The organism is Sorangium sp. So ce128, assembly GCF_051525245.1.
GTDB classification, from domain to species: Bacteria; Myxococcota_A; Polyangia; order Polyangiales; family Polyangiaceae; genus Sorangium; species Sorangium cellulosum_B.
In genome coordinates this window covers 211,010-226,420 of record NZ_CP150313.1, presented here as the reverse complement: position 1 = coordinate 226,420, position 15,411 = coordinate 211,010, and the positions used below count along the sequence as shown (strand labels likewise).

Here is a 15,411-nt window from a genome sequence, read left to right as displayed (position 1 = left end):
ATCGCCACGAAAGGAACGCTCCAATGCCTGTTGACGTGAAGTACACGACGCAAGCCACGGCCAATGGCGGCCGCGATGGCCACGCTGCCACTGCCGACGGTGCTCTCAAGGTCAAGCTCTCGACACCGAAGGAGCTCGGCGGCGCTGGCGGCGAGGGGAACAACCCGGAGCAGCTGTTCGCGGCGGGTTACGCGGCCTGCTTCCTGGGCGCCCTCAAGTTCGTGGCCGCGCAGGAGAAGGCCCGCATTCCGGCCGAGGCCACCGTGACGGCGACCGTCGGCATCGGCCCGCGCTCCGAGGGGGGGTTTGGCCTCGACATCGGCCTGCGGATCGCGCTGCCGGGCCTGGAGCGGTCGCAAGCCGAGCAGCTGGTCGAGAAGGCGCACCAGGTTTGCCCCTACTCGAACGCCACCCGCAACAACGTCCCCGTCCGCCTAGAGGTCGCCTGACCTTCTGACGCCGCGCGCTCCCTCCACGGGGGCCGGCCCATCATTCATGAGCTCCCGGTGGAGCGCCGCGAACGCTCCCCCCCGCGCGAGCAGCTCCGCGTGCGTCCCCTGCTCGACGACCCGCCCGTGGTCGAGCACGACGACGCGATCGGCGTGCCGGATCGTGCTCAGCCGGTGGGCCACAACGAAGCTCGTCCGCCCTCGCAAGAGCCTCCCGAGCGCCGCCTGCAGCCGGGCCTCGGTGAGGGCGTCCACGGCGCTCGTCGCCTCGTCGAGCAGCACGATGCGCGGATCGGCGACCATGGCGCGCAGGAAGCACACGATCTGCCGCTGCCCGAGCGACAGCGCCGTCCCGCGCTCGCCGACCTCGGTGGCGAGGCCGTCCGGCAGCGCGTCGAGCATGTCGAGCACGTCGAGGCCCCGCGCCGCGTCGCGGATCTCTGCGTCGGTCGCGGCGGGGTTGCCCAGGCGCACGTTGTCGAGCACCGTCCCGCTGAAGAGGAAGTTGCTCTGCAGCACCAGCCCGAGCTGCGCGCGCAGCGAGGCGGACGAGGTCGCCGCGAGATCGTGCCCGTCGACGGTGATCGACCCCGCCGTCGGCAGGTAGAGCTTCGCGAGCAGGTTCAGGATCGACGTCTTGCCGCTGCCCGTGTGCCCGACCAGCGCGATCATCTGCCCCGGCTCGGCGACGAGATCGACGCCGTGGAGCACCGGCTTGCCCGGATCGTAGGCGAAGTGGACCCGCTCGAACACGACCCGGCCGCGCGCGGGCGGCAGCGCCGGGAGGCCGCGCTCGTCGGGCCAGTCGGGCGCCGTGTCGAGCACGCGGAAGAGCCGTTCGGCGCCCGCCATCGCCGCGAGGGCCTGGTTGTACTGGTTGCCCAGCACGGGGATCGGGTTGAACAGGAGGTTCGCGAGGAAGAAGAACTCCACGAGCACGCGCAGCTCGATCGCGCCGTGGAGCGCCTGATAGCCGCCGACGACCACGAGGACGGCCAGGAACAGCTGCCCGTTGAACTCGAGGAGCGGGAGGAAGGTCGCCGAGTGGCGCGCCGCATCCATGTTGTAGCGGGAGTGGTCGAAGATCAGCGCGCGGAACAGCCCGCCGTTGATGTCCTGCCGCACGAAGCCCTGCGTCACGCGCACCCCCGTGACCGACTCGGCGAGCGTCGCGGTCACGCGGGTGAAGCTCTCCTGCGCGCGCTGGTGGGCGGCCCCGAGGCGCTTGTGGAAATAGACGATCAGCCCCCAGAAGACAGGGACCATCGCGACCACCACGAGGAAGAGCTGCCAGTGCGCGTGGGCCATCAGCGCCATCGCGACCGCCATGGTGCCGAGGTTCACCGTGCTCACGAACACGACGTCCTGCACCGCCACCCGGATCGCGTCGATGTCGGACGTCATGCGGCCGATGAGGCGCCCCACCTTCGTCTTCACGAAGAAGCGCATCGGCATGCGCAGGAGGTGGCTCTCCAGCCGATCGCGCATGTCGAACACCACCGCCTCGCCGAGCTCGAGCGCGAGCCGCGCGCGGTAGTGGAAGACGATCTCGGTGAAGAGCACGAGCGCCGCGAAGCCGAGGACGGCGAGCAGCGTGGCGCGCGCGTCGCGCCGGGCCACCGGGCCGCTGATGATGGCGCCGACCGCCCAGGTCAGGATCGGGAGCTGGATCGACCTGACCACCACGAGGGCGAAGAGCGCGTTCCGCTTGCGCGCGTACGGGCGGGTGAAGGCGAACACCCGCCGCGCGAGCCCGAGATCGAGCGTGCGGTGGTGCTGGTCCGCCTCGTCCTCGAGCGCCACGCGCGCGAGGCCGAGGCGCGCGTCGATCGGCGCCGCCTGGGCCGCGGAGCGGGCCGCCCCCGACGCCGTCGCGGGGCGGCTCGGCGCGTCGACCCCGCGGCTCACGCCGGGTCCTCGGCAGGGCGCGCGCCCGCGGCGGCGCGGCGCGAGGGGGTGTCGTCCGCCCGCGCCCCGAAGGCGTGGGCGTCGTGCAGCGCGAGGGCGCTCGCGTAGTGGCCGCGCCGCCGGAGCAGCTCCTCGTGGGTCCCCCGCTCGACGACGCGGCCCCGGTCGAGCACGATCACCTGGTGCGCGCGGCGGAGCAGGTGCGCCCTGTGCGTCGCCATGATCGTCGTCCGCCCCCGCGTCGCGCTGAGGATCGCGTCGAGGATCTCGCGCTCGGTGCTCGCGTCCACCGCCGCGGTCGGGTCGTCGAGCAGGAGCAGCGGCGGGTCGAGCAGCACCGCGCGCGCGATGGCGAGCCGCTGCCGCTGGCCGCCCGAGAGGTTGGCCGCCGCCTCGCCGAGCTCGGTGTCGTAGCCCTCGGGCAGCTCCCGGATGAACTCGTGGGCGCAGGCGATGACCGCGGCGCGCTCGATCTGCTCGCGCGTCGCGCTCGGGGCGCCGAACGCGATGTTCGCCGCCACCGTGTTGCTGAAGAGGAAGTTGTCCTGAAAGACGACCCCCATGCGCCGGCGGATCTGGTCGAGATCGTGGCGCCGGAGGTCGATCCCGTCGAGGAGGACGCGCCCCGACGTCGGATCGTAGAAGCGCGGGATCAGGCTGAGCAGCGTGCTCTTGCCCGCGCCGGTCGGGCCGATCACGGCGACGAACTGCCCGGGCGCGACGTCGAGGTGGACGTCGTGGAGGACGGGCCTCTCGGGATCGTACCCGAACGTGACGCGCTCGAACACGAGGCGCCCCTCCACCCGCGCGGGGCGCGCCGGCGCCTCGGGGCTCGTGATCTCGACGGGGGTGTCGAGCACCTCGAAGACGCGCTTCGCCCCGATGAAGCTCTGCTGCGCGGTGTTGACGATCGTCGCCATGCTCGCGATCTGCCCCGAGAATTGCTGCAGGATGCCGGCGAACACGACGAGCTGCCCGAGCGTCAGCCGGTCGCGCGTGACGAGCAGCCCGCCCATGCCGAGCAGGATCACGAGGTTGATCTGCCCGAGCAGATCGATGGTCGGGCTGAGCACGCTGACGGTCCGGAACGTCTCCTGCTGCTGCTCGCGCACCGCGCGGCTGCGCTCGTCGAAGCGGCGATGGACCTCGCGCTCTCGCCCGAGCCCCTTGATGACCTGGATGCCCTGCAGCCCCTCCGTGAAGCTCAGGACCATGCGGTCCACGAGCTCCCGGTTGCGCAGGTAGGCGGGCTGCGCCCACCGGGCGAAGAGCGTGCTCGCGATCCAGAGGAGCGGCGTCGGGGCGAGGCACGCGAGCGTCAGCAGGACGTGCGCGCGGAGCATGTACGCGACGTACACGCCGAGCGACAGGACCATGATGACGCTCGGGAGCAGCACCCCGTCCACGAAGGAGCGCACGAGCTGCACGTCGCCTGTGACGCGGTTGATGAGCGAGCCGCTCTTGTTGGCGTCGAAGAACCGGAAGCTCAGCCGCTGGAGCTTGTCGTACACCCGCGCCCGGAGATCCGGGACGATCTCCATGTGGACGAGGTAGCCCACCGAGAGCGCGTAACCGTAGTTGATCACCGCGCGCGCGGCCGCCATCGCGAGGATGGCGGCGCCGATCGAGAGGACCGCGCGCATGGGCTCACGCTCGGCGTCGACCAGCGTGCCGAGGCCGGCCGGCAGCTCGGGGAGGTGGATCGACGGATCGAGCCGATGGCGGAGGATGTCGATGGCGAGCCCGGTCAGGCCGAGCCCAGCGAGCCCCAGCGAGAGCAGGACGATCTGGTAGCCGAGGACACGGAGGACGCGCCCCCGGTACGCCCAGCTCAGCCCGAGGAGCCGCAGCAGGAGCGAGCCCCCCTCGCGGGAGCGCCCTGTTTCAGGCGAAGCGAGGGAACCGACATCAGGACGTGAACCGGACAACATCAGCGCAGGGCACCTGGCATTCCGGCCATGCCGGGGCCCGTAAGCTACCGATTTGTGCGGCGTTCGCCAGCGGCGGGGACACGAACCCCGGGGCGCGGCCCGCGTGTCGCCTGGACCGCTGGACCAGCGCCCTGACAGGGCTCCTGGCGCTCCGCTAGTACATCAGGTTGCCCTTGCCGAGCTGGAAGTTGATGTTCGATCCGAACTGATCGCGCGCGTTCTGGACGCGCGAGATCGCGTTCGAGATCCGGCCCTGGCGCTGCGTGTAGGTCGCCGCCGAGAGGCCCGCCGCGATCTCGGTCTTCGCCAGCTGGAGGCGATCCGTGGAGACGGGGTGCAGCGGCGTGCCGCCGGCGTCGAGGACCTCCAGCGCGTCGTCGATCTCGGCCTCGGCCAGCTCCATCAGGCGCCGCTGGACGTCGGCGCGCGTGTCGTGGAACTGCTGGACGAGCACCTGGGCGGCGTTCAGGCGCTGTCTTGCGATGTCGAGGTTGAAGGCGGCGTTCAGGACACGAAGGAAGCGGCCGATCTTGTTGATGTCGGAGTCGGGGAACTGGACGGGGCTCCCGAACCGCGCCTCGAGCTCCAGGCCGGCCGGCGAATCCCTGAAGAAGTTCGACAGATAGAACGCCACAGCGCCCTCGATCTGGTTCCCGAAGGCGTTGGTATGGAAGAACGGCGGCGTGTCCACGGCCTCGATGAGGGGCGGGGTGCTGAACGTGCCGTCGCCGAACCCGTTGAGAAAGCCGATGTCCAGGACATCGATGTTGGGCGAGGCCAGCCCGGAGCCGCCGAAGCCGCCGTCGAACGCGCCGATGGTGCCGGTCGCGGGGGCCTTCCGGGTGCCCGTGTCGAGGTTGCGGTTGCGCCCCGTGTCCAGGTGGTTCGCGCCCGCGTTCGCGTGGCACACGTTGCAGCGGCCCCGCGCCGGGTCGAGGAACGCCTGCCTCCCCTCGTTCGCCTCGGGATCGGCGAGGTTCACCTGCGTGATGTCGAGCTCGTTCGTCCGGCCCAGGCTCATCTGGTAGGCGAGCGTCAGATCGAGCTCCTGCTCCGTCGGGAGCCGGAAGGCCACCCCCGGCTCGCGGCCGAGATCCGTCGGGTAGTGCTGCGTGATCGCCCCGGTGAGGAACTCGCGCAGCGAGCCGGTGCCCGGGGCGCCGTCGCCCGACCAGCCCGTGCGATGGACCGGCGGGCTCGTTATCCCGTCCACCGGGTCGGGCGTGATGCTCGTCGCCAGCGAGAGCGTGTGGGGGACCGCGCGCATCGAGAACTTGTTGTCGAGATCGTCGAAGCCGTCGATGTTCTCGCGGATCAGGCCGAGCGTCTTCAGCTCGGGCGTCTCGAGCTCGGTCAGCCCCGGGTCCTGCTCGAAGACGAACAGCGGGTCGAGGGGGTTATCGTCGAGCAGAGCGTCGATGAAGGGGATGTCAATCGTGAAGTTGTTTCCGACAGGATGGCACGTCCCGCAGGAGCGACCGTTGCCCTCGAAGGTCTCGCGAAAGAAGATGTCGGCGCCCGCGCAGATCTCCCTCGTGACGAGCCCGGCGACCACGCGAGGATCCTGGTCGCACGCCGCGAGCCGCTGCTGAGCCGTGAGCGCGCTCGACGCGACGCCGAGGGTTTCTACCTCGCCCTCGCCCTCCGGCGCGGCGGGGGCGCACGAGGCGAGGAGAGAAACAGAGACGATGGGAGCGAGGATCAGGGAACTCAATCTCGGACTTGGCATGACGCTCTCTCTTCTTGTTACGGTTGTTCGACACCGATTTCGAACCACGGCGTTCATGGATGCGGCGCGACGTTCGGCGGCAGCGCCGGGGAAACACAGGTGAAACCGACCTGGCGCTACGCAGACGGCCGACGCGGCGCCGGCGCTGCGGGCGAGAGCCGGGGCGAGATGGCCGATCCAGGCCATCCGCGTGGCTTTGGAGGCACGCCGGAGGCCCGAGGTCCGGTCCTCGCGCGCTCCATGCGACGAGCGCGCTCGGGCCGCTCCGCCTCGATACGACCCCCTACGGGGATCGCGCCACAGGCGATCTCAGGCGGCGACTACTTAGCTGACCGGACCAGACATGGCAACGTTCACAAACGTTCGCAGCACAAATCTGACTTCTTAACGAACCTTTACAAGCAGGATCACGAGACGACATTCCCCGGCTGATCGGCCTGCGGCATCGCCGCGTATCGCCATGACGGCGGGCGAAGCGGGCGCGAGGAGGAGCCGTGAGCCCGGCTCCGCGGGCGTGCTCGGGAGATCGAAGCGGGACATGGGTGCGAAGACCGGCGGCATCCCCTCACCTCTTTCGGTGAGGTCAGTGACCGTGCCGGTTCAATGGCCAACGTTTAGGTCGGCCGATGGCGCGCTTCCAACTCATTAGTAGCATGGGCCCCATGCATCCCGTGCATCTTGCTTCCATCGACCTGAACCTGCTCGTCGTCCTCGACGCCCTGCTGGCGGAGGGGAGCGTCACGCGCGCGGCGGCGCGCGTCGGGCTGAGCCAGTCGGCGATGAGCCACGCCCTCGGGCGCCTCCGCGTGTTGATCGACGATCCCGTCCTGGTGCGCACGCCGCGGGGGATGATCCCGACGCCGCGCGCGCAGGAGCTCATCGGCCCCATCCGCGAGGCCCTCGCCAAGATCGAGGCGACGGTCGCGCGCAGCCCTCGCTTCGAGCCCGCGACGGCGCGCCGCTCGTTCACCGTCGCCACGGTCGATTACGTGGAGCTCATCCTGCTGCCGCGGCTCGTGCAGAAGCTCGTCTCCGAGGCGCCCTTCATCGACCTCGTCGCGCGCCCCTACGACAGCGAGATGTGGAGCGCCATGGAGACCGGCAAGGTCGATCTCGCGATCGGCCTGCTCCCCACCTTGCCCGCGGGGTTTTACCGGCAAAGGCTCATCGAGGAGCGCTACATGTGCGTCGTGCGGAGGAGCCACCCCGCGGTCCGGGGCAAGCTCACGCTCAAGACGTACACGAGCTTGCCGCACGCGCTCATCAGCCCGCGCGGCGAGGGCGGAGGCCGGGTGGACGAGGTCCTCGCCGAACGGGGGCTCTCTCGCCGCGTGGCGCTGCAGATCCCGCATTTTCTCGTGGCGGCCCACATCGTGGCCCAGACCGATCTCGTGCTGACCGTGCCGGCGCGCATCGCGCGCGTGTTCGCGGAGATGGAGGAGCTGCACGTCATGAAGCCGCCCGTGGAGCTCGGCGGGTTCTCGGTGGATCAGGTGTGGCACGAGCGGCACGCGAAGGACCCGGCGCACACCTGGCTGCGCGGCGTCTTCGCGGAGATCGCCCGCGACAGCTGACGCGCTCTCCCGCGCGGCGGCCAGGTCTCGCGGGAGCAGGGGCGAGCCGACGTGCCGAGTAACGCGAAAGTGAACCGGTCAGTCCGAGCTTCTGTTCAACCCGGGCCGACGGGCGCGGCGATGAACGGGGCGCCCTCGGTCTCGGCGAGCTGCCGGTGGAGCGAGGTCAGGCGGGCCGTGACGGGGCCGCGCTCGCCGCGGCCGATCGTGCGCCCGTCGAGGCTCCTGACGGCGATCACGCCGGCGCCGGTGCCCGTCAGGAACGCCTCGTCGGCGGCGAAGAGGTCGAGCCGCCCGATCGAGCGCTCCACGACGGTGAGCCCGATGCCGCGCGCGAGCTCCATGACGGCCGCGCGGTTGATGCCCTCGAGGCACCCGTCGGTGGCCGGCGGCGTCGCGAGCACGTCGCCGCGGAGCGCGAACACGTTGGCCACGGAGGCCTCGGCCACGTGGCCCCGCGCGTTCAGGAGCAGCGCGTCGTCGGCGCCGCGCTGCCTCGCCTCGAGCTTCGCGAGCGCGGAGCCGAGGTAGTTCAGGCTCTTGATCCGCATGTCGAGCGCGTCCGCGTTGGGCCTCCTGTGGCTCGACGTGATGAGCTCGAGGCCGCGCCGCCGCTGCTCGTCGTCGAAGAGGCGGATGGCCCCCACGATGCAGAACAGCCCCGGCCGCTCGCAGGTCGTCGGGTCGACGCCGAGCGGGCCCACGCCGCGCGTCACCACGAGGCGCACGTAGGCCTCGGGCTGGCCGTGCGCGCGCGCCGTCTCCTCGACGATGGCGCGGAGCCCGTCGAGCGAGCGCGGGAGCGCGATGCCGAGCGCCCTCGCGCCGATCTCGAGCCGCGCGAGGTGGCGCTCGATCCGGAAGACGCGCCCCGCCGCGACGCGCATGCCCTCGAACACGCCGTCGCCGTAGAGCAACCCGTGATCGGTCACGTTCACGGTCGCGTCCGCAGCGTCGACGATCCGCCCATCGATCCATGTCTTCATGCCGTTCACCTCCTGCCCTCGCCCTGGAGGGCGCGCGCGACCCGCTCGGCGGCGTCGCGCGTGTGATTCACCGCGGCGTCACGACGATCGCCGCGCAGGCTCTGGGCGGCCGCGGCGCAGGCGACGCAGCCGTGCAGGCCGCCGCGCGCGAGCACCGGGGCCGCGATGACGGTGAGCCCGTCGATCCACGCGCCCTCGTTGACGTCGTAGCCGCGCTTCGCGGCGCGCCGCGCGGCGCGGAGCATGGCCGGGTCCGCGCCCGAGGCGCCCACGAGCTCCGGCGCGTGCGCGAGGTAGAGCCGGCCGCTCGCGGTGACGTCGACCGGCACCTCGGCCCCGACGGTGGGCGCCGCGCGCAGGAGGCCCGTGCCCTCCGCCTTGTCGAGCACGACGAGCCTGCCAGCGCGCGCGGCGACGAGGAAGAACGTCTCGCCGAAGGCGCGCGCCGCCCGCTCCAGCTCGGGCCTCGCGACGCGCGCGACCGCGTCGAGCCCCTGCGCCCCGAGCCCGAGCCGGATCAGGCCGACGCCGAGCCGGTAGCGCCCCTCCCCGTCCTGCTCCACCAGCGCGTGCGCGGCGAGCGACGCGAGCAGCCGGTGCAGCGTCGCCTTCGGCATGCGGAGCCGCTCCGCGAGCTCCGAGAGCGAAGCGCTGCCGCCGCCCTCGCCCAGCGCCTCGAGGGCGCGCACCGCCTTGTCGACCGTCCCGGATCGCTCCATGCCAGTTCCACTATTCGGAATGACGTTCCGACTATTGGTATAGCTCCATCCCGCGCCCCGGTCGAGGGCGCGGCGCGTCGCGGCGCGGCGGGCTCCCCGCGGGATGGCGGGCGTCGGCGCGCGGCGGCCGGCGGAGGCGCGGGGGGAGCAGGCTCAGCGCTGCGGGCGACGCGCGCTGGTGTCGCTCGAGGGGGTCGGATAGCGTCTTCGGTCCCGCCGTGAGCTGCGGAGGAGAGGAGCACATGCGCAAGATCTCATCGGTCGTACTCGTCCACGGCGCCTGGCACAGCCCGTCCTGCTGGTCCCAGGTCGCGTGTCGGCTGCTCGGCAGCGGGCTCGACGTCCGGGTGCCAGAGCTGCGGAGCGCCGGGCCCGCCGCAAGCGGCCTCGCGGCGGACGCGGAGGCGGTGCGGGCGGCGCTGGCCGAGGCGCCCGGCGAGGCCGTCGTGGTCGCGCACTCCTACGGGGGATTGCCGGTCACGGAGGTGGCGGCCCGCGCGGGCAACGTCGCGCACCTCGTTTACCTGTGCGCGTTCATGCTCGGCCCGGGGGAATCCCTGCTCTCGGCGATCGGAGGCCAGGAGCCGCCGTGGTGGATCACCTCCACGGATGGCCGGACGATGATGCCCGACCGCGCGCGCGACATCTTCTACAACGACTGCAGCGACGAGGTCGCAGCCGCCGCGGCAGCGGCGCTGCGGCCTCAGTCCAAGGCGTCCTTCACGGAGCCGCTGGGGGCCGCGGCCTGGCAGGAGCTGCCCTCCACCTACGTGATCTGCGAGCGCGACAACGCCATCCCGGTGTTCGCGCAGGAGGCGATGTCGCGGCGCGCGAGGGACGTGCGGCGACTCGACGCGGGCCACTCTCCGTTCCTGTCGCAGCCGGACGAGCTGGCCGCGCTCGTGCGCGACATCGTCGCGGCCGCGGCCGGCTGAGCTGACGCCGGCGCGCGGCGCGGCGACGTCGGGGCGGCCATCGCCCGCGCCTGGCCCCCGGAGCCGCATCGACATTTCGGCTCGACCAGCGAAACGGCGACGGAGAGCTGCCGTATCCAGCGAGCAGGGCGGCCTGTCGCGACGGCCTGTCGCGATGGGCGGACCCGCGCCCGATGCTGCCGTGGAGGATCAAGCCATGACTGTCCTGAACATCGCCTCGATCGAGAAGCTCAGCCTGCCCGGGCTCGCCCACCAGACCCTCGCCGGCCCTCGCGACGGCCTCCGGACGCTCGAGGTGTGGATGCAGACCATTGCGCCGGGCGCGCAAACGCCGCGTCACCGGCACGCATGTGAGGAGGTGATCGTCGTCCTCCGCGGCTCCGGGACATGCGAGATCGATGGAGTGGCCCTCACGTTCGGCCCGGGCTCGACGCTCATCGTGCCGGCGGGCGTCCCGCACCAGATCGCGAACACGGGTGAGGAAGAGATGCACGTCGTCGCCGCGCTCGGCGCAGCGCCGGTCACCGTGGAGACGCCTGCTGGCGAGCGCATCGAGCTGCCGTGGGATCAGCACCGCTTCGCTCGCGAAAAGTGCGAGATCTGACCTTCATGCCGCTGCGCAGGCTGAGCCAGGCCGCACGCCGCGTTCCGGCGAGCTCGCCTGCCTCGCGCAACCGGGCGGGCGTGCAGTCTTGTTCTGCCCGTCCGCAGCACGCTGCCTGCACCGGAGCCACACGCGGTGTCCTGGCTCGTGGCACAGCGGTTGCCATCTGGCGCTGGCATGAAACCGAACACGCTCTTCAAGGTCCTTGCGCTGGTCGCTAGCTTCCCGTTCTCCGCCGGCTGCGCTCTCGGCTCCGAGGGGGAGGCAGCGCCTGAGCAACAGTCGCTCGGCGCTTCGTCCGCGGCCGAGGGGATCTGGCTCTCCACGAGATACTCCTTCGGTCTCTGCGCCGGCGAGTGCATCACGACGGTGTCCCGCGATGGCGCAGAGCTCTCGCTCACGGCCTGCACGCACGCCAAGAGCTGTCCCCGCTCGAACCTGGCGACGCTGACGGACGAAGGCACGCGAAAGCTCGATGAGATCGAGGACGCGCTCTCGGGCGTCGCCCTCGACCGCCGCTACGGCTGCCCTGACTGCGCCGACGGCGGCGCAACGTCGGTGCGCCTGCGCCGCGATGGTCTCGAGACGTCGCACCTCTACGAGTACGCCGGGGCGCCGGCGCCCCTCCTGGCGCTCGATCACCTGGTGGCCGACCTCCGGCTCGGCCTGGACTCCTGCACACCGGGCCCGCTCCTGAAGCTCTCGTCGGGGTGCACGCCCAAGTGAACGCGCTCGACCGGAGGCTCCGGGTCGACTCGTCTGGGTGAGACCGCCGCCGCAGGAGCCGCGCCCGGCCAGCGCCGCCCGCCGGAGCGGGCGCTACCCGTCGTCCGGCAGGTAGAGCTTCACTTCGTCGAACTCGGCGGTGCCCTCGTAATAGTTGATGTGCGGATCACCGAAGAAGAAGTGATCCGGGTAGGCCGACCCCGCCGGCCAGGTCTCGAAGGTCTTGCCGAAATCGACGGTCTCCTTGGGGTGTTCCGCCTCGATCTCGTCGGGGCGCTGGTTGTAGTGCCACGTGACCGGCGGCTCGCGGAAACCCCTCCGCGCGGCGTACGTCGTGCTGCCGCCGTGGTGGAACCTGCCCTCCGCGGACATCGCATAACCCCGGCCGTCGCGCTCGACGGTGACCACGTAAGCCTCCCTGTCGAGGTACTTGTCCACGAAGATGGGGCCGTCCTTCCACCCGCCGGCGGTGTACGACGTGAACCCATTTCCGGTCCACGGGCTCCCGAACGCATCGCCGCGGAGCCAGATCATGCTCACATAACGTGATCCGTCCTGCTCGGCCCGGCCGGTCGAGGGGTTCCAGACCTGCGACCAGGGGCCGTCCTCGCCGAAGTTGCTGCCCGTATCCATCACGACCTTCCGGTGGTGATGGATGAAGACGTTGTTGTGAGGGGCCGGCCGCGGATAATCGGTGATGCAGAGAAAGTAAATACCGTTATCGAACGTCGCCGACCGCGGCGCGGCGCTGCGATCGCTGAACCGCCACGGGTCGGCCAGCTCGTCCCCGTCGTAGCCGTTGGTCTTGCCCCCGTGCGTCCAGCTGCCCTCGCGCAGGCCGCCGAAGTCGATGTTCGAGACCGTCACCTCCACGCGGTACCGCGCGGGCAGCGGCGCGGTCGAGCGGAGGATCGCGCCGTCGTAATGGCGGGTGGAGACGAGCCTCGCCTTGCCACCCGCCGCCTCGAAGCGGCCGCCTGTCTCGGGGACGCCGTCGCGGTCGCTGTCGCGGCCATACAGCTCGACCGTGAGCCAGCCGCCCTCGCCATACGTGAAGGACTTCCGGAACGATCGGAACCTCCGCAGCCCTTCCCGGAACACCTCGCCGCCCCGCGCGGAGAAGAACTCGCCATCTTCGTCGAAGACATCGACGTGATAGGGGCTCTCCTCGCCATACCGATCCTCGGTCCACGCGGAGGGCTCCTGGAACGGCGCATCGAAGGTCTCGTGGTGGACGAGCTTCCAGCCGGCGCCGGCGGCCCGCGCCGCCGGCTTCGGCCCGCCGCCGCTCGCCCCGAGCGCCTCGGGCGCGGGAGCGCGCGAGCACGCCGCCGGCAACACGAGGGCGAGCGCGGCGAGGCGTCGCGTCGACGCCTCGCGCGCGCGGGCGGCGCCACGCCGCATCAGCGGTTGGGCTGAGGGGTGAGGCGCAGGTACGGGCGGACGGCGTTGTACCCCTTGGGGAACTTCTGCGCGAGGACGGCGGGGTCCTGGAGCGAGGGGACGATCACCACATCATCGCCGTCCTTCCAGTTCGCGGGCGTCGCCACGGAGTGGCTGTCCGTGAGCTGGAGCGAGTCGATGAGGCGCAGGATCTCGTCGAAGTTGCGCCCCGTGCTCGCCGGGTACGTGAACGTCGCGCGGATCTTCTTGTTCGGATCGATGACGAACACCGAGCGCACCGTGAGCGTGTCGCTCGCCTGCGGGTGGATCATCCCGTAAAGGCCCGACACCTTCCGGTCCACGTCGGCGAGGATCGGGTAGTTCAGCTTCGTGCGCTGCGTCTCCTCGATATCCACGGACCAGCGCTTGTGCGAGTCGACGTCGTCGACGCTGAGCGCGATGGGCTTCACGCCGCGCTTGTCGAACTCCGCCTTGAGGTTGGCGACCGCGCCGAGCTCGGTCGTGCAAACCGGGGTGAAATCCTTCGGATGCGAGAACAGGATCACCCACGAGCTCCCGGCCCACTCGTGGAATCGGATGGTCCCGTGCGTGGACTCTTGCTCGAAATCAGGCGCGATGCTTCCGAGTTGCAGGCTCATGACATTCCCTCCTGGCCGCGGCCCAGTCTCCGCTATGGCGGAGGAATCTCCGTCAAGCCGCTCAGGGTGTCAAGCCGGGAGCGGCGGTGTTTCGCGCCGGGACGCCGCCGGCGCGCGCTCGACCGCACCGCGCCGCGCCGCGCTTGGCCGGCGCGGCGGCGCCTCAGAGCGCGCCGACCTCGCGGCGAAGGCCGCGCCACGGGATCTCCCGCGGCGGCGAGGCGCGGCGCTCGCCCGCCCCGTCCGGCTGCGCCGCGGTCGAGCACTCGCCGTGCTCCAGCAGGTGCAGGGCCTCGGCGAGGCACGTCTCGCCCGCGTCGCCGAGCTCTGCTCCGAGCGTGTCGTCGGCGGCGCAGTCGGGGGGGAGACCATCGTAGAAATCGCCCTCTTCCTTCGCGTTGAGCACCCGGAACGCGATCGGGTGCACGACCATGTCGCAGTTGTCCCATCCGTACATGCCGACGGGTTTGCCGTGCGTGGTCGAGCCGACGATCTTCACGTCCATGTAGGCGCGCAGGCTGTTGATCAGCGACTCGCTCGCGGAGGCCGTCCCGCCGGACGTGATGACGACCAGCCGGGACAGGGGGAGCGGCGGCTGGTCGAGGTCGTCGAACGTCTCCCGCTTGTCCCAGTCGACGTGCCTGTCGTTGTGCGCGGTGATGTCGAGCAGCGCGCCGGCCTCCGCCGGCCGGTGGATCAGGCTCGCGAGGTGCCTCTCGACGGAGAGGCGCCCACCGCCGTTGTAGCGCAGGTCGAGCACCAGCTCGTCGACCTGGCTCTCCCTGAACAGCGCGAAGGCGCTGTCGAGTTCGCTCACCGAAGGCTCGATGAAGGTGGTGAGCATGAGATATCCGACGGTCGCGGACCCTGTTTGCAGGACACGCGGGCTCACGACCGTGGTGATCCCATACCACGCCTTCCGGAGCGCGACCGTGAAGGCCTCGGCGTCCGCGCGCTCGATCGTCAGCGACATCTCGTGCCCTTCCTCGTCGGGGCCCGCGAGCTCCTCCCAGAGGTCGTCGCTCACGACCTGCTCGACGTCGATCCCGTTGATCGCCACAACCGCGTCGCCCCGCCGGAGGTCGGCCGCTCCGGCAGGCGAGCCCGGCTGGACCAGCGCGAGCCGGAGGCTGTCCTCCTGGTCGAAGCTCCACCGCATGCCGAACCCGAGGGTCTGCCCTTCCCGGAAGAAGGCGTCGTCGACGCTCTTGGTCGAGATGTAGCTCCAGCGGTCTCGCGGCTCGGTGACGAGATCCACGAGCAGCGCCTCGGGCGAGGGGTACGCCCGATAGTCCAGGTCGGGTACGCCGTCGTACCAGAGATAGGCGTCCTTCATCAGCTCGAACAGGAACTGGTTCTGTCCCTGCAGCGAGCAGTCTGCCTTTGGCTCCGCATCACCGTCCGAGGCGGTGCAGCCTCCCGTCGCGGCGGCGGCCAGGGCGAGGGTGCATGTGGAGAGGACCGCGACGAGCTTCGAGGCGACCATGCGCCTCAGCACACCACGAAACGGAAAGGGCGAGCAACGGGGTTGGGTTGGCGGTTCGACCCGACCGGGGTTGGGTTTGCCGGCAGCCCGAGCGGGGTTGCGGGTCGATCCCCGACCGGGGTTGGGCTCAGCGCCGACCGGAGTTGCTGGTCGATCCCCGACCGGGGTTGGCTTCAGCGGCCGCGGTTCATCCCCCGACCGGGGTTGCGGTCCAATGTGACTTATCTCACTTTGCTGCCGCGACCAGATCCCGACCGGGGTTGAGGTTTGCCTGACCGGGGTTGGCTTCAGCGGCCGCGGTTCATTCCCCGACCGGGGTTGC

General features: G+C 70.9%; 13 protein-coding genes. 5 read left to right on the top strand and 8 right to left on the bottom strand.

Going from position 1 to position 15,411, the window contains the following annotated elements:
* Window positions 1-23: 23 nt before the first annotated feature.
* Complete coding sequence (locus WME82_RS00910; protein WP_437548723.1) at window positions 24-449, top strand: organic hydroperoxide resistance protein; 426 nt, start codon at window positions 24-26, stop codon at window positions 447-449.
* Here WME82_RS00910 and WME82_RS00905 read toward each other — a convergent pair.
* From WME82_RS00905 to WME82_RS00895, 3 genes are all read right to left on the bottom strand, one after another.
* The gene (locus tag WME82_RS00905; protein ID WP_438041279.1) at window positions 435-2,357 is read right to left on the bottom strand and encodes an ABC transporter ATP-binding protein; all 1,923 of its coding nucleotides are present in this window, start codon (window positions 2,355-2,357) and stop codon (window positions 435-437) included. The two genes, WME82_RS00910 and WME82_RS00905, sit on opposite strands and share 15 nt — an antisense overlap.
* On the bottom strand, window positions 2,354-4,288 hold the full coding sequence (locus WME82_RS00900; protein WP_438041278.1) for an ABC transporter ATP-binding protein: 1,935 nt from the start codon (window positions 4,286-4,288) through the stop codon (window positions 2,354-2,356). The genes WME82_RS00905 and WME82_RS00900 overlap by 4 nt, the downstream gene beginning before the upstream one ends.
* A gap of 154 nt (window positions 4,289-4,442) precedes the next feature.
* Entirely contained in the window at window positions 4,443-6,002 is a 1,560-nt protein-coding gene (locus tag WME82_RS00895; protein WP_438041277.1) for a hypothetical protein, read from the bottom strand.
* 677 nt (window positions 6,003-6,679) lie between these two features.
* Between WME82_RS00895 and WME82_RS00890 the strand changes: the two genes are divergently transcribed.
* Complete coding sequence (locus WME82_RS00890) at window positions 6,680-7,591, top strand: LysR family transcriptional regulator (RefSeq protein WP_438041276.1); 912 nt, start codon at window positions 6,680-6,682, stop codon at window positions 7,589-7,591.
* Window positions 7,592-7,686: 95 nt separating this feature from the next.
* Here WME82_RS00890 and ilvE read toward each other — a convergent pair whose 3' ends face one another.
* Window positions 7,687-8,577: a branched-chain-amino-acid transaminase gene (gene ilvE, locus WME82_RS00885; protein ID WP_438041275.1), complete on the bottom strand. Its 891-nt coding sequence runs from the start codon at window positions 8,575-8,577 to the stop codon at window positions 7,687-7,689.
* A 5-nt stretch (window positions 8,578-8,582) separates the two neighbouring features.
* Window positions 8,583-9,296, bottom strand: a complete 714-nt coding sequence (locus WME82_RS00880; RefSeq protein WP_012232810.1) for an IclR family transcriptional regulator — start codon at window positions 9,294-9,296, stop codon at window positions 8,583-8,585.
* Between the two features lie 242 nt (window positions 9,297-9,538).
* Here WME82_RS00880 and WME82_RS00875 point away from each other — a divergent pair, with 242 nt between their 5' ends.
* From WME82_RS00875 to WME82_RS00865, 3 genes are all read left to right on the top strand, one after another.
* Complete coding sequence (locus WME82_RS00875; protein ID WP_438041274.1) at window positions 9,539-10,231, top strand: alpha/beta hydrolase; 693 nt, start codon at window positions 9,539-9,541, stop codon at window positions 10,229-10,231.
* A 196-nt stretch (window positions 10,232-10,427) separates the two neighbouring features.
* Window positions 10,428-10,835: a cupin domain-containing protein gene (locus WME82_RS00870; RefSeq protein WP_438041273.1), complete on the top strand. Its 408-nt coding sequence runs from the start codon at window positions 10,428-10,430 to the stop codon at window positions 10,833-10,835.
* Window positions 10,836-11,012: 177 nt separating this feature from the next.
* A complete protein-coding gene (locus WME82_RS00865; RefSeq protein ID WP_438041272.1) occupies window positions 11,013-11,561 on the top strand; it encodes a hypothetical protein in 549 nt (182 codons plus the stop codon).
* 93 nt (window positions 11,562-11,654) lie between these two features.
* Here WME82_RS00865 and WME82_RS00860 read toward each other — a convergent pair whose 3' ends face one another.
* The 3 genes from WME82_RS00860 to WME82_RS00850 form a co-directional block, all read right to left on the bottom strand.
* Complete coding sequence (locus WME82_RS00860) at window positions 11,655-12,965, bottom strand: hypothetical protein (protein WP_438041271.1); 1,311 nt, start codon at window positions 12,963-12,965, stop codon at window positions 11,655-11,657.
* Complete coding sequence (locus WME82_RS00855) at window positions 12,965-13,603, bottom strand: peroxiredoxin (protein WP_437590251.1); 639 nt, start codon at window positions 13,601-13,603, stop codon at window positions 12,965-12,967. Before WME82_RS00855 ends, WME82_RS00860 begins: the two co-directional genes overlap by 1 nt.
* A 163-nt stretch (window positions 13,604-13,766) precedes the next feature.
* Complete coding sequence (locus WME82_RS00850) at window positions 13,767-15,089, bottom strand: S41 family peptidase (protein WP_437743670.1); 1,323 nt, start codon at window positions 15,087-15,089, stop codon at window positions 13,767-13,769.
* Window positions 15,090-15,411: the final 322 nt, after the last annotated feature.

Coding starts and splice junctions, on each gene's coding strand:
- WME82_RS00870 (WP_438041273.1), top strand. CDS start 10,428: ATGACTGTCCTGAACATCGCCTCGATCGAGAAGCTCAGCCTGCCCGGG.
- WME82_RS00860 (WP_438041271.1), bottom strand. CDS start 12,965: ATGCGGCGTGGCGCCGCCCGCGCGCGCGAGGCGTCGACGCGACGCCTC.
- WME82_RS00850 (WP_437743670.1), bottom strand. CDS start 15,089: ATGGTCGCCTCGAAGCTCGTCGCGGTCCTCTCCACATGCACCCTCGCC.
- WME82_RS00910 (WP_437548723.1), top strand. CDS start 24: ATGCCTGTTGACGTGAAGTACACGACGCAAGCCACGGCCAATGGCGGC.
- ilvE (WP_438041275.1), bottom strand. CDS start 8,577: ATGAAGACATGGATCGATGGGCGGATCGTCGACGCTGCGGACGCGACC.
- WME82_RS00880 (WP_012232810.1), bottom strand. CDS start 9,296: ATGGAGCGATCCGGGACGGTCGACAAGGCGGTGCGCGCCCTCGAGGCG.
- WME82_RS00900 (WP_438041278.1), bottom strand. CDS start 4,288: ATGTTGTCCGGTTCACGTCCTGATGTCGGTTCCCTCGCTTCGCCTGAA.
- WME82_RS00890 (WP_438041276.1), top strand. CDS start 6,680: ATGCATCCCGTGCATCTTGCTTCCATCGACCTGAACCTGCTCGTCGTC.
- WME82_RS00865 (WP_438041272.1), top strand. CDS start 11,013: ATGAAACCGAACACGCTCTTCAAGGTCCTTGCGCTGGTCGCTAGCTTC.
- WME82_RS00875 (WP_438041274.1), top strand. CDS start 9,539: ATGCGCAAGATCTCATCGGTCGTACTCGTCCACGGCGCCTGGCACAGC.
- WME82_RS00855 (WP_437590251.1), bottom strand. CDS start 13,603: ATGAGCCTGCAACTCGGAAGCATCGCGCCTGATTTCGAGCAAGAGTCC.